A 12,406-nucleotide genomic window follows, 5' to 3' on the forward strand; every position below is an offset into this window, starting at 1 on the left:
GTCGATGGGGCGCCCACGGGTGCGGGCGCCCCGGGCTCTTATGCGGCGGCCTGGTGGTCGAAGCAGTGGCCGTCAGGCCACATGTCGAGGGCGACACGGCGATCACATCCGGGGGTCTGGCACGCTGCGGTGGCGGGCTCTGGCTCATGACCCCCCTCGTTCGGCAACCCAGAAAACCCAGAACCCGACTCTGACGCCCCCTGTCCGGGGTTCTGGGTTTTGTGGGTTGCGCTTCCGGCGGGGCCGTCCGCGTGCACATCCGGATGGAGGGCATACCTCGGCGAGGGAGAACGCCCCTTCTTCCCGGGCGGCCTCTCGGGGGTCACGTCGGCAAGCCACCCGAGATCCTCAAGCTCGACCATCGCGTCCCGGACAACGGCGGCGCCGCCACCGTGCCGCACCCACGGATGACTGTTGAGCCCCTGGTACACATCCCGAACGGACACCTGCTCACCGGGGCGGGTGTTCTTGGCCAGCCAGTCGAGGATGTCCGCCAGGGGCTTACGTCCACCCTCGGCACGTGCGTCCATCAGCTCGAACACACGCCGGGCGTGCGCGATGAAGTACGGCGCCAGCTCGATGGCACGCGCCATGGTGTCCTCGGTGACCTCGACGGCACCGGGATTGTCGTAGATCTCCATGCACGCGGCCACGCGGGCGACCTGACCGCAGAGTTTGCCCGCCCACTCAGTCAAGTCGTGCAGGTCGCCGCCCTCGCCCTTGCGCTGCTCGACGTCGTTGTAGAAACTGCCGAACCGGCGCCGTGCTCGGTCGGTCAGGTCCAACGTCGCTACGGTCTCGCCCGCCCACACCTGGTGCACGATGGCACTCACTCGGGATTCGAGCCCGGCGACAACGGCCGGCGGGATGCCGGGAGCGTCGAAGGTGCCCGGGGGCATCTGCGGGGACAGCGCCATGAGGAACCGGTTCAGGAAACCGGACTCCTTGAAGTCGGGGTTCTGCTTGGACAGACCCTCGACCATGCCCGTTTGGATGATCAGCCCCAGGGTGACGGCGGTGTGAGGCATGTACGACCCGCCACGGGAGACCCTGCCGGAGTGGTAGGCCACACCGGTGTACCCCTCTAGGAGGGGCCCGATGTTGGCTTGTCCGTTGCCGTAGATCCCGGCCGCGTGCTTCCACAACGTGGCTTCAGAGCCGAGAACGGCGACGCGTCCGCCCTGCTCGCCCATGGTCTTGGCTAGATACTCGATTGTGGAGTCCCCGCCCGCGAGGATCTGCGGCAGGTGTCGTCGGGCTCCGGCTTCCTCCACTTCGTCACGTGCCATCTGAAGGTCGGCGTCGTCGGCCTTGCCGCTCTTGGCTTGCTGCTTGGCCTTTTCGTACCGGGCCTCAGCGATCTCGACCTGTTCGTTGTGTCGCCAGACCTCGGGCCCCACCTTCTCGGCCAACTCTGCTGCGGCGCGTTCGAGCGGCTCCATGGCCAAGGACAGGGCCGGGGTCTTGCGTGCGGACGAGTCGGCCAACGCCATGGCGTACAGGCACACCATCTCCGTCCAACCGTCCTTGACCTTGACCCGGCGCCGCCCCCCGACTGCTGCCGAGATCACCGACAGGGCGGAGAATGCGGCGATGTCCTCGGAGACGTTGAGGCTCACCGACGCCGCGCGCACCCACTCGGCCAGAGTTCCGAGGTGCCCCGTGGGGAAGGCCGGGAGCCGGGGCGAGTGGACAGGGACGGGGGCTCCTTCGAATACGTGACCTCCCTCGTTCGGCAACCCAGAAAACCCAGAACCCGACTCTGACGCCCCCTGTCCGGGGTTGTGGGTTTTGTGGGTTGTGAATCCGAGGGGGTCATGGGTCTCGGGGACTCGTTCGGTGAGCCCCCGGATGACCCCGTTCAGTTCGGCGCCGGTCTTGGCCTTGACCGCCGAAACGACCCACGCGAGCACGTCATCGAACTCAGCATCGGCTTCCTTCGGCGTGAGGACCCGGTCCGAGCCGGTACGCGGCTTGGCCATCATCTCGGCGTGCAGCGGCCGGAGCGCCTCCTCGGAACGCCGGGCCGCGTACATGCCCACCCGGGCCTCGGTCATCGTGTCCAGAAGGGCGAACTTCACGCTGTCGTGGCGCGAGTAGCCGCCGTTGGCCCGGGCCACGAACCGCTCAACGATCACGTTCAGGAGATAAGGGCGCATCTGGGCGGTGTAGGTGTCGAGGAACTCCTCGACCTCCTCGCGCGTGGCTTTGGACCGGGACTCTCGCGCTTGGGTGAGCTTCTCGGCCAGCGCGTCGGGCAGCACAGGCAAGGCACCGGCGGTCAGCCACTCGTACCGGCCTCCCTGTTCAACCTTTTCGTGCTCGGAGGGAGCAACGACGATGACGCCGTTCTCCCCGCGCACTTCGCCCCACGCGCCGCCCAAGCCGCCGGTGCTGTTGCCGTATCCCTGGCCGTGCGGGGTGGCGAACACGTAGTGCCCGCGCATGGGCTGGTCTGTACGAGTGGACTGATACGGCGGGTTGTGTGCGGTGATCGCCTCTGCGAGGGGCTCGGGCATCTGGTCGGGGTCGTCGACGTCGAACACCACGGCCCCGGGACCTACATGCAAGGCCATGCTGGTGTGTCCGTCAGTGAGGAACCAGTCGGCGAGCTGTTGGGGGTCTCGACTGGACTTGAGGTGCCAGACGCCTCCGACGACGCTTCCCGGGTGCTTGCTGCCGCTACGGATCGGCAGGAGGCGGAAACCGGCATCCGCGTAGGCGAACGCGGCGGTCAGGACGTCGGCGTCGGGGGCGATTTCGGGGATGTGGAGCGTGTTCACTTCGCCCCCTCCCCGCCGTGGTCGCATTCGAGCAGGGACGTACCGCACCAGGACTGGAGTGCTCGGGCTACAGGGTCCTCTGCAACGGCTTGGTCACAGAGGTGGCAGTCGCCGGGGGCGACGATCTTCGGGGCCTGGTGGTGGCAGTCGATACGAAGTCGCACGCCGGCGGTGTCGATCCGGACGCTGTCCGCCATCTGGTGCGCGAGGTCGGTGCAGAGGGCGCACTGGTCGTCATAGTGCAAGTCGACTACGCTGGTGGGAGCTTGCTCGTACACGTGAGCTTCTGTTCGACCCTCGGCGTGGCCGCGCCGGGGGTCGTTTTTGTGCTTGCTCATGCGGCAGCACCTCCCTGCGCGTTCGCGTCGAGCCACTTCTCGACGTCGGCCCACCGGTAGCGGCGGTGGCGTCCGACTCGGCTGTACCGGGGGCCGGTGCCGAGGTGCGCCCACTTGTCGAGGGTGGCTTTTGGGACGTCGAGGTACTCGGCGACATCGGTGGTGTCGGCGAGGGTGCGTCGTGGGGCGGGAGAAGATGACTTAAGAGACAAAGAAACTCCTAAAGGTGAAAAAATCTCACCCATTCGAGCGAAAGATACCCGTTCTGGTGAGCCAGGATGCCAGCCCTTGCATGGTGGCGCAAGCCCTCGTTAAGGTGAAACCATGTCACCTACACCTGCTAGCCCCATGGGGACCATCGCTCGACGCGTCCAGGAGCTCCGTAACCGCAAGGGGTGGAGCGCTGCCGAACTCGGCGAGAAGCTCACAGAGAAGGGTGTGCCCTGGGACCGGTTCACCGTCAGAGCGCTGGAAGGGGGAAGGCGGAAGAACGTCACGGTTCAGGAGTTTCTCGCCCTGGCTGTGGTGCTCGACGTCGCTCCGGTACACCTGCTGTTCCCGCTCCACGAGGGCGCTTACGAGATCACCCCGAACGGGTCCCTGTTCAAGACCGGCGCAGCCCGGCACTGGTTCCGAGGAACCGAGCCGTACCCGAGAGGCGATCGCCAGATGTACTTGAGCGAACGCCCCGAACGTGAACTGAACTGGCCGGGCAGCATCCCCGAAAGCGATTGGACCGAACCGCCTGCATCCTCAGACGAAGGTGAGACCGATGCCGGTCGTTGACACCTGGCACAAGACCGTCAAGCAACCGGACGGTTCGAAGGTCGAGGAGCGCAGCGCCGCATACGGGCGCGGGAAGCGATGGGCGGCTCGGTACCGGGACGACAACGGCAACCAGAAGTCGCCGAAGTTCAAGACCAAGGCGGCTGCTGAGGCACACCTGAAACGCGCTGAGGGAGACCTACAGCGCGGGCAATACGTCGACCCCAAGGCCGGTGACGTCAAGCTTCGCGACTTCGCTGAGGAGGTTCTCAGCAATGCCAGCCTCGACGAGTCCAGCCGTGACGAGATGCGCCGGCGCCTGCGACGCCATGTCTTCCCCGAGCTGGGCGGCAAGGCGATGCGCGCCGTTCGCCCGTCCATGGTGCAGGCGTGGCTACGGGGACGGCTTGACCAGCTCGGAGAGCAGACCGTCAAGACCGTGTTCCAAAACCTCAGCATGGTCTTTCAGGTCGCCGTCGATGACGAGATCATCGGTCGGAACCCTTGCCGCTCCGGTTCGGTGAAGGCACCGACAGTCCCCCGGCGCAAGGTTGAACCGTGGAGCGTCGAGCGTGTCGCGGCGATCATGACGGCGCTGCCGTCGTACTGCCGTGCCGTTGTGGCTCCCGGCGCCGGGTGTGGGATGCGGCAGGGAGAGGTGTTCGGCCTCGCCGCCGACGATGTTGAGTTCCTGCACCGGAACGTGATCGTGCGGCGTCAGATCAAGATGGTCCGCAACCGGTGGGTGTTCGCTCCCCCGAAGGGCGGCAAGGAACGTGACGTACCGCTCCCCCGCCACGTGGCCGACGTCCTGTCTCAGCACATCGCCGACCGCCCACCAGTCGAGGTCACGCTCCCGTGGCGGGAACCAGGCGGCTCACCGGTCACCGCACGGCTGATCTTCACCACCAGGCGCGGCAAGCACCTGAACAAGACCACGTTCAACGCCTACGTCTGGAAACCCGCGCTGGTCGAGGTCGGTGTACTCCCCCGGCCTGCCGAGGGTCAGCGTATACCGGCCGCGCACGACAAGGGGTTCCACCAGCTCCGCCACCACTACGCCAGCTTGACGCTGGACGAGGGCGTGAGTATCCGGGCTTTGGCGGAATACCTCGGCCACTCCGATCCCGGGTTCACGCTGCGGACCTACGCGCACATGATGCCGAGCAGCGACGGGCGGGCTCGCGACGCTATCGATCGTGCATGGTCGGCGAACACTCCCCCGGCGAGTGCGCCCGATGTGCGCCCGGACGGCACAGACGGGGGAGGACACACGCCTTGACCAGCTAGTTTTCCTCGGCCTGGAGCTTGGCGATGCGGTTGTCGTACATCTTGATGAACTCCGGACGCGACTCGTGCGCCACCTCGTAGGCGCGCAGGTCGCGCACCTGGTCGATGGTGAGCTTGCGCAGGCGCGCGCGGATCGAGGGGAGGGTCAGCTCGTCGTAGGTGGGCACGGCGAGGTCCTCGGCGGCGGGGGCTGCGCCCTTGCGCACACGCTCCAGGACGTCGTCGCTGGCGACCTCGGTGTGGGCCTCGTTGGTGGAGAGCTCCTGGGCGATCGCCGCGTCCTTCTCGGGGACGTCGTCGGTGGCGGGGGCGGAGTCGGCGACCGGGGCCTCAGCGGCGGGGGTCTCAGCGGCGGGCGCCTCGGAGGAGGTCTCCGTCACGCTCTCCGCCGGCTTCTCCCCGGCGGGCTCGGCGGTCTCGGACTTCTCCGGGGCCCCGGCGGGTTCCGGTGCCTCGGCGGTCTCGGCGGGCGCGGCGTTCCCCTGCTCCGGGGCGCTGTTCCCCTCGCCCTCTCCCCGGGGCTCCTTCGCTGCGGGCGCCGCGGCCGGGGCGGGCGCGGCCTCCTTGCTGCCGAAGGCGCCCTTGACCAGGGTCAACAGCTTCGTGACGATCGACGGGTTCGACATGGGACGGGGGCTCCTGAGGGTCTCGGCTGTTGGGCCAGCGGCGCGCTTCCAGAAAACCAGGCAAGGCCGAGTTGAGGGCGAACCGCCTCTGACTGATGTGATGGTGAACCAGGATAGAGGAGGGTGGAACACCATGAGCAGGGGGACAAGTGCATGATCCCTGCGCTTCGCTGCGGAACCGGATACGTCCCGTTGCGATCCCGTCACATTCGTACAGCACTTACGGTGGGACCAGGGCGTGGTACTGGCGCAGTGCCGCATACCACACAAGGCCCGAGGGACACCCACCTCTCCGCACCCCACCTAGGATGTGACCCATGAGTGCGACGACTGCGACGAACCAACGCCGTGTGCTGCTCGCCAACCCGCGGGGTTACTGCGCCGGTGTCGACCGAGCCGTCATCACCGTCGAGAAGGCCCTGGAGCAGTACGGCGCTCCGATCTACGTCCGCAAGCAGATCGTGCACAACACGCACGTGGTGCGCACGCTCGAGGAGCGGGGCGCGATCTTCGTCGAGGAGACCGACGAGGTCCCCGAGGGCGCGATCGTGGTCTTCTCCGCCCACGGTGTCTCCCCTGCCGTCCACGAGCAGGCGGACCAGCGGCAGCTGAAGACGATCGATGCGACCTGCCCGCTCGTCACCAAGGTCCACAAGGAGGCCAAGCGCTTCGCCTCCGAGGACCGCGACATCGTCCTCATCGGCCACATCGGCCACGAGGAGGTCGAGGGCACCAGCGGTGAGGCCCCCGAGCACATCCAGATCGTGGAGAGCCCCGACGAGGTCGACAAGGTCCAGGTGCGCAACCCGGACAACGTCTCCTGGCTCTCCCAGACCACCCTGTCGGTGGACGAGACCAACCAGACCGTGGACGCGCTGCGCGACCGGTTCCCGAACCTGCTCGACCCGCCGAGCGACGACATCTGCTACGCCACCTCGAACCGCCAGGACTCCGTGAAGGCCATGGCGCCCGAGTGCGAGCTGGTCATCGTCGTGGGGTCGGACAACTCCTCGAACTCCGTGCGCCTGGTCGAGGTCGCCCTCGACGCCGGCGCCGACGCGTCCTACCTGATCGACAACGCCTCGCTCATGGACGAGTCCTGGCTGGAGGGTGTCACCACGGTCGGCGTGACCAGTGGCGCCTCCGTGCCGGAGATCCTCGTGCGCGAGCTCCTCGACAAGCTCTCCGCCCACGGCTACGGCTCGGTCACCCCGGTGACCACGGCGGACGAGAAGCTGACCTTCTCCCTGCCCAAGGAGCTGCGGCGCGACCTGCGTGCCGAGCAGCAGGAGCAGGCCGAGACGCAGAAGTAGCGACGAAGGCCGGAGCGGGGTCCTCCCGAGCTCCGTCCCGAACGACACCGGGGGCCGCCGTGATGCACGGCGGCCCCCGGTCGTGTGCGGTCCCGGTCCAGGTCGGACCAGGGGGTCAGGCGTCGGAGGGGTCGTCCCCGGGCTCGCCCTCGGCCCCGTCGGAGCCCTCGCCCTCGGAGCCGGCGCCGCCGTTGCCTTCGCCGTCCTCGGGGGCGTCGCGCAGGCCCTCGGCCATGTACGCGAGTTCGTCCAGGTCGGCGGGGCCGGAGACCACCAGGATGTGGCCGTCCTCCTCCGAGACCAGGGCGCGCCAGTCGTCCTCGTTGTCGTAGTGGTCCCACTCGCGGTCGCCGGCGTTGACCGTGCCCACCGGTTCGGCGTCGCGCACCCGGTCGTCGAACACGATCTCCGGGTCGTCGTCGCTCTGGGTGATCATGACGTGGCTGTCCTGCGGGGTCGCGAAGCCCAGGCTCCACTCGACCGGCTCGCCGATGTCGAGGTGGGAGCTGGTCGCGGTCCAGCCCTCGGGGAGGTCCTCCGGCGGGAGGGTCACGGGGTAGTCGGCCTCGGACTGCAGGGTCTCGGCGTCCGGCCCGTACTCCACCGTCGGGATGTGTTCCTCCGAGCGGGTCGCGACGACGACGTACATCAACAGCAGGATGCCGACGATGATCCCGAGGGAGATGGCGTAGTTCTTGAAGGTCGCGCTGGACCGGGTGTACTCACTCATGGCACGTCCCAGCTTGCCGCAGGTTGGCGGGGACTCCGACCCGGGTCCGGCTTAGACGCGCTGCAGGGCCGGGAGGTGGGACCCGGAACCGCAGACACCGCGCACCCGGCCCCCTGAGTTCCGGCCCCCGGTGTGCTGGACCCCACTCCGGGTCGATCCCCGTCCCGGCGCAGGCGCCGTCACCCCGGGGCGACCTCCTGGTCGCGGCGCCGGGGCTGGAGCGTGCTCAGCAGGTCGGTGATGTCGTCGGCCAGGCGGCGCGCGTCGACGTCGTCGCGGCGCACGACCTCGGCCACGGCCACGAGCATCGAGCCGGAGACCACGATCAGCAGCGCCTCGTCGACCGGCTCGTCGGCCTTGCGGAACAGCGCAACGTTCCGGTCGGTCCACGCCGTCAACCGCTCCCGCAGCTGGTAGTCGAACCCGGGCGGGCCGTCGCCGCTGAAGAACAGGCGGGTGGTCTCGCGCTCCTCGATGCAGCCGACGAGGTAGGCGCGTGCGGCGATGTTCATCAGGCGTGTGGGATCGCCCTCACCCGCCGCGCGTGCCTCGACGACCGCCTGGTGGGTGCGTTCCTGCTGGCGTTCCTGGAACTCCTCGTACAGCGCCAGGTACAGGTCGGCCTTGCCGCTGAAGTGGTGGTAGAGGCTGCCGACGCTGGCACCGGCCACGGACACGACCTCGCTGACGCCGGCCTTGGCGAACCCGACGGTCCGGAAGACCTGGGCCGCTGCCCGCAGCAGTGCGCTGCGCGTGGCCGCCCCTCGGGGGGAGGTCCTCGTGGGTTTGCCCGTCCTGTCCACAGTCACGCCCTCTTCACTCCGTCGCCGGTCGGCCCGCTCGTGACACGGCCGACCCACGGGCCGCTCGGTTCACGTCGGGTGACTACCCTAAGACGTGCATCCCGCCCTGTTCCCTGACGGAAGGTGTCATGTCCATGTCGCAGCCCGGTAACCCCACCACGCCCGATCGCAATCTGGCGTTGGAGCTGGTCCGTGTGACCGAGACGGCTGCGCTCGCCGCCGCCCGCTGGGTCGGCAAGGGCGACAAGAACGGCGCGGACGGCGCCGCGGTGCGGGGCATGCGGCACATGATCAGCACCGTTTCGATGAACGGCACCGTGGTCATCGGCGAGGGCGAGAAGGACAACGCCCCCATGCTCTACAACGGTGAGAACGTCGGCGACGGCGGCGGGCACGACTGGGACGTGGCGGTCGACCCGGTCGACGGCACCACCCTGACGGCGAACGGGATGCCGAACGCGGTGTCGGTGATCGCGCTGAGCCCGCGCGGGAGCATGTTCGACCCGTCGGCGGTCTTCTACATGGAGAAGCTGGCGACGGGCCCGGAGGCCGCGGACGTCGTGGACATCTCGGCCCCGGTGGGCGACAACGTGCGCGCCGTGGCCCGGGCCAAGGGCAAGTCCCCGCAGGACATCACGGTGGTCATCCTCGACCGCCCGCGCCACAAGCAGATCGTGGACGAGGTGCGCGAGGCCGGGGCCCGCATCAAGTTCATCACCGACGGCGACGTGGCCGGCGCGATCATGGCGGCCCGTGAGGGAACCGGTGTGGACCTGCTGCTGGGCATCGGCGGCACCCCGGAGGGCATCATCACCGCCTGTGCGATGAAGTGCCTGGGCGGTGTGATCCAGGGCCGCCTGTGGCCCAAGGACGACGAGGAGCGCCGCAGGGCGGTCGAGGCCGGGCACGACGTGGACCGTGTGCTGTCCACCGACGACCTGGTCCGCTCCGACGACGTGTTCTTCGCGGCGACGGGCATCACCGAGGGCGAGCTGGTGGACGGCGTGCGGTACGAGTCCGCGCGGGTGCACACGGACTCGCTGGTGATGCGCGGGCGCAGCGGCACCGTGCGCCAGGTGCACAGCGAGCACCGGCTGAGCAAGCTCTCGGCCTACAGTGGCGTGGACCTGAACACCGCTTCCTGAGGCCGTCCCGCGGGGCCGGTCCTTTCCGGGCAGGGCCGCTCGTGGGTTCGGGCGGGCCAGGGGCGTACCCGCGGCTCCCGGCACGGGGGCACGCGGCCGGGTCCGGTTCCGGGCGGGTCCGTCCGCTCGGTCGTGGCGGTCGGCTCTCGGCCCCGGCAACGGGTACGGGGACCCCGGTCGTGGCCTCGGCACCGCCGCGAGGGGGTGCCCGGTGGCACATCCCGGTCCGCTCGGACCCCACCTCGGCATGGCACCCGGTTCCACCTGGGCGTTCGGGCGGGGTCGGCGGCGCCCCCGCGGACCGGGCACGACGGCCCGGTTCGTACCCTGGAACCCGGGATGCCCGTGAACCGGCCACCTCTCCACCAGCTGCCCGACCGGGATCTGTTCGGTGGACGCCTTCCGTCGCTCGGACGGGTCCTGCACCGCCAGGCGTCCGTCGAGGGTGGTGGCGGGTGGCGGAGTGGGCCGGTCCTCGCCGAACGGGCCCCAGGGCCGAAGGGGAGGTGTCCCGTTTCCCACGCCTCGGGGCGCCGGGAAGCGTCCCGAAGGTCCGCCCGTGTGCCGCGCGAGCGGGCCTCACGGCCGGTACCGGTCACCCCTCCCCCTGCAGCCAGATCCCCCGAATTCTCCCCTGACCACACCCGACGGGTACCGATCGCGAACCATCCGGGGGTCGGTGGGCATCAGACCCACCGGTTCGCCCGCGCGTTCCGCGCCCCGTCAGTTCTCCGCCGGAGGTCCGATGTCCTTCCCCGATCCCTCCCAGCAGCCCCAGTGGCCGCAGCAGCCCGGGCAGCCTGGGCCGGGTCAGCCCCCGCAGGCCGCCGCACCGGGTCAGCCCGGTGGCCCCGGCGTCCCTGCCGGCCAGGGAGGCCCCGTCCCGCCCGGCGGTCCGGCCGGCCCCGGTGGCCCCGGTGGTCCGGGCGCCCCCATGGGTCCCGGTGCCCCGATGGGCCCGGGCGGCCCCATGCCTCCCGGCGGCCCCGGTGGTCCCGCGGGCCCCTACGGCCACTACTCCGGCGGCGCCGTGCCCCCGGGCGGCAACGGCGGCGGCCGCAACCGCTGGCTCATCCCCGCCGCAGCCGCCACCGCGGTCATCGTGATGGCCGGTGCCGTGTGGGCCTCGGTGTCGCTGGTGAACTTCGCCGGGAACCAGCCCGAGACGGTGCTCCCGGGCAATACCGCCATGTTCGCCAAGGTCGACCTGTCGATCGACGGCAACCAGGCGGTCGAGCTCATGCAGTTCATCGACCAGCTGCCCGACGAGATGGCCGAGGAGCTCGACGCCGACGACGGCGACATGAACGAGCTCTTCGCCGACGTGTTCAGCGACGCCTTCCCCGAGGCCAGCAAGGGCTCGGTACAGGAGTGGATCGGCGACGGCGTCGGTATGGGCATGTGGCCCTCCGACGACAGCTCGGTCGGCACCGAGGCCGGGGTCGGGGGCGCGGGCATGGCCTTCGCGCTGTCGGTGGAGAACGAGCGCCTGGCCGAGGAGGAGTTCGACGCCATCTCCAGCGAGTACGACGACCTCCACTACGAGGTCACCGACGGCTTCGTGCTGCTGACCCCGGACAGCGCCTCCCTCGGCGACCTGGAGCGCCAGGTGGACGAGCACGGGACGCTCGACTCCGCCGACGATTTCTCCTCCGACATGTCCGACCTGCCCTCGGGCAGCCTCGCCACCGCGTGGGGCGACCTGGCGGCCATGGAGGAAGCCGAGGTCACGGACGAGGTCCGCGCCGAGTTGGCGACCGGCCCCACGGAGATCTCCGGCCGGGTCAGCGCGGCACTGCACATCGACGGTTCGTACCTGCAGGTGGACTCGGCGCTCACGGACTGGTCCGTCGACGGTTCCGACATGACGTGGCTGGCCGACGCCGAGACCGGCAGTGTGGAGGCCATCGGGCAGCTTCCGGAGAACACCGTGATGGCGTTCGGCGCGACCGGCCTGGACAGCGCCCTCACCGAGGCCTACGACGACGGTGAGCTGGACTTCCTGACCGACAACCGCGACTTCCAGCAGATGGAGCGCGACCTGAACTCGGTGGGCGCGCACCTGCCGGAGGGCTTCGGCGCGCTCCTGGGTTCCTCGACGGTCTTCGGCCTCACCGGTCAGGACTCCGACGGTTTCTTCGAGGAGACCGGCGGCGAGGCGTCGTTCATGTACCGGGCCGAGGGCGGCGACGCCCAGGTGGTCGAGGACTTCGTGAACGACCTGATGGTGGGCCCCTACGGCCAGCCGCCCGCGGTCTCGGACGAGGACGGCACCGTGGTCGTGCAGGAGGGCTCCAGCTCCACGGGCGCCCTCGCCGACGACGCGGTCTTCGAGCAGACCATGCAGGAGATGGACGAGGCGGTCGTGGCCGGGTTCTTCGACCTGCGCCAGGTGCTGGCCCAGGACAACAGCGTGCAGGACGCCGACCAGTGGGGCGCCGTCGGGTTCGCGGTGACCCCGGGCGAGGACGGCAACCGGCTCTCCGGCGAGCTGCGGTGGTCGCCCAGCGGCGGTGACGGCGAGGACTGACCCGCCCGGGGTACGGCTTCGCGCCGGCCCCGCGGGGTGTTCCCGCTCAGGCTCACGGGGCCGCGTCCGGAGGGATCCGGGCG

Annotated in this window: 11 protein-coding genes; 5 read left to right on the forward strand and 6 right to left on the reverse strand. The window is 69.6% G+C overall.

What is annotated here, in order from left to right:
• Positions 1–38 precede the first annotated feature (38 nt).
• From IDM40_RS16010 to IDM40_RS16020, 3 genes are read right to left on the reverse strand one after another with little or no spacing between them, the layout of a single operon-like run.
• Entirely contained in the window at positions 39–2,783 is a 2,745-nt protein-coding gene (locus IDM40_RS16010; protein WP_193122805.1) for a DUF3987 domain-containing protein, read from the reverse strand.
• The gene (locus IDM40_RS16015; protein ID WP_193122806.1) at positions 2,780–3,121 is read right to left on the reverse strand and encodes a hypothetical protein; all 342 of its coding nucleotides are present in this window, start codon (positions 3,119–3,121) and stop codon (positions 2,780–2,782) included. The genes IDM40_RS16010 and IDM40_RS16015 overlap by 4 nt, the downstream gene beginning before the upstream one ends.
• Positions 3,118–3,333, reverse strand: coding sequence for a helix-turn-helix transcriptional regulator (locus tag IDM40_RS16020; protein WP_235997653.1), 216 nt, complete (start codon positions 3,331–3,333; stop codon positions 3,118–3,120). The genes IDM40_RS16015 and IDM40_RS16020 overlap by 4 nt, the downstream gene beginning before the upstream one ends.
• 136 nt (positions 3,334–3,469) lie before the next feature.
• Here IDM40_RS16020 and IDM40_RS16025 point away from each other — a divergent pair, with 136 nt between their 5' ends.
• On the forward strand, positions 3,470–3,907 hold the full coding sequence (locus IDM40_RS16025) for a helix-turn-helix transcriptional regulator (RefSeq protein WP_193122808.1): 438 nt from the start codon (positions 3,470–3,472) through the stop codon (positions 3,905–3,907).
• Positions 3,894–5,168, forward strand: coding sequence for a tyrosine-type recombinase/integrase (locus IDM40_RS16030; RefSeq protein ID WP_193122809.1), 1,275 nt, complete (start codon positions 3,894–3,896; stop codon positions 5,166–5,168). The genes IDM40_RS16025 and IDM40_RS16030 overlap by 14 nt, the downstream gene beginning before the upstream one ends.
• 4 nt (positions 5,169–5,172) lie before the next feature.
• On the opposite strand, the gene IDM40_RS16035 is transcribed toward IDM40_RS16030, so the two are convergent.
• Positions 5,173–5,802 carry a hypothetical protein gene (locus IDM40_RS16035; protein ID WP_193122810.1) on the reverse strand — a complete coding sequence of 210 codons (630 nt, stop codon included), beginning with the start codon at positions 5,800–5,802 and terminating at the stop codon, positions 5,173–5,175.
• A 317-nt stretch (positions 5,803–6,119) separates the two neighbouring features.
• Here IDM40_RS16035 and IDM40_RS16040 point away from each other — a divergent pair, with 317 nt between their 5' ends.
• On the forward strand, positions 6,120–7,115 hold the full coding sequence (locus IDM40_RS16040; protein WP_193122811.1) for a 4-hydroxy-3-methylbut-2-enyl diphosphate reductase: 996 nt from the start codon (positions 6,120–6,122) through the stop codon (positions 7,113–7,115).
• Between the two features lie 115 nt (positions 7,116–7,230).
• Here the strand turns inward: IDM40_RS16040 and IDM40_RS16045 are convergent, their stop codons facing one another.
• Both IDM40_RS16045 and IDM40_RS16050 read right to left on the reverse strand, forming a co-directional pair.
• Complete coding sequence (locus tag IDM40_RS16045) at positions 7,231–7,845, reverse strand: DUF4245 domain-containing protein (RefSeq protein ID WP_193122812.1); 615 nt, start codon at positions 7,843–7,845, stop codon at positions 7,231–7,233.
• Between the two features lie 179 nt (positions 7,846–8,024).
• Positions 8,025–8,648, reverse strand: a complete 624-nt coding sequence (locus IDM40_RS16050) for a TetR/AcrR family transcriptional regulator (RefSeq protein WP_193122877.1) — start codon at positions 8,646–8,648, stop codon at positions 8,025–8,027.
• 128 nt (positions 8,649–8,776) lie between these two features.
• Here IDM40_RS16050 and glpX point away from each other — a divergent pair, with 128 nt between their 5' ends.
• Together glpX and IDM40_RS16065 are read left to right on the forward strand one after the other, a co-directional pair.
• Positions 8,777–9,793 carry a class II fructose-bisphosphatase gene (gene glpX, locus IDM40_RS16055; protein WP_407939980.1) on the forward strand — a complete coding sequence of 339 codons (1,017 nt, stop codon included), beginning with the start codon at positions 8,777–8,779 and terminating at the stop codon, positions 9,791–9,793.
• A gap of 934 nt (positions 9,794–10,727) precedes the next feature.
• Positions 10,728–12,323, forward strand: a complete 1,596-nt coding sequence (locus IDM40_RS16065) for a hypothetical protein (protein WP_235997654.1) — start codon at positions 10,728–10,730, stop codon at positions 12,321–12,323.
• The last annotated feature ends 83 nt before the right edge of the window (positions 12,324–12,406 follow it).

The sequence above is a fragment of the Nocardiopsis coralli genome, assembly GCF_014892575.1.
GTDB classification, from domain to species: domain Bacteria; phylum Actinomycetota; class Actinomycetes; order Streptosporangiales; family Streptosporangiaceae; genus Nocardiopsis; species Nocardiopsis coralli.

Bases quoted from the DNA above. Each gene is read 5' to 3' on its own strand.
- IDM40_RS16035 (WP_193122810.1), bottom strand. From the start codon at position 5,802: ATGTCGAACCCGTCGATCGTCACGAAGCTGTTGACCCTGGTCAAGGGC.
- IDM40_RS16030 (WP_193122809.1), top strand. From the start codon at position 3,894: ATGCCGGTCGTTGACACCTGGCACAAGACCGTCAAGCAACCGGACGGT.
- IDM40_RS16045 (WP_193122812.1), bottom strand. From the start codon at position 7,845: ATGAGTGAGTACACCCGGTCCAGCGCGACCTTCAAGAACTACGCCATC.
- IDM40_RS16065 (WP_235997654.1), top strand. From the start codon at position 10,728: ATGGGTCCCGGTGCCCCGATGGGCCCGGGCGGCCCCATGCCTCCCGGC.
- IDM40_RS16040 (WP_193122811.1), top strand. From the start codon at position 6,120: ATGAGTGCGACGACTGCGACGAACCAACGCCGTGTGCTGCTCGCCAAC.
- IDM40_RS16015 (WP_193122806.1), bottom strand. From the start codon at position 3,121: ATGAGCAAGCACAAAAACGACCCCCGGCGCGGCCACGCCGAGGGTCGA.
- IDM40_RS16025 (WP_193122808.1), top strand. From the start codon at position 3,470: ATGGGGACCATCGCTCGACGCGTCCAGGAGCTCCGTAACCGCAAGGGG.
- glpX (WP_407939980.1), top strand. From the start codon at position 8,777: ATGTCCATGTCGCAGCCCGGTAACCCCACCACGCCCGATCGCAATCTG.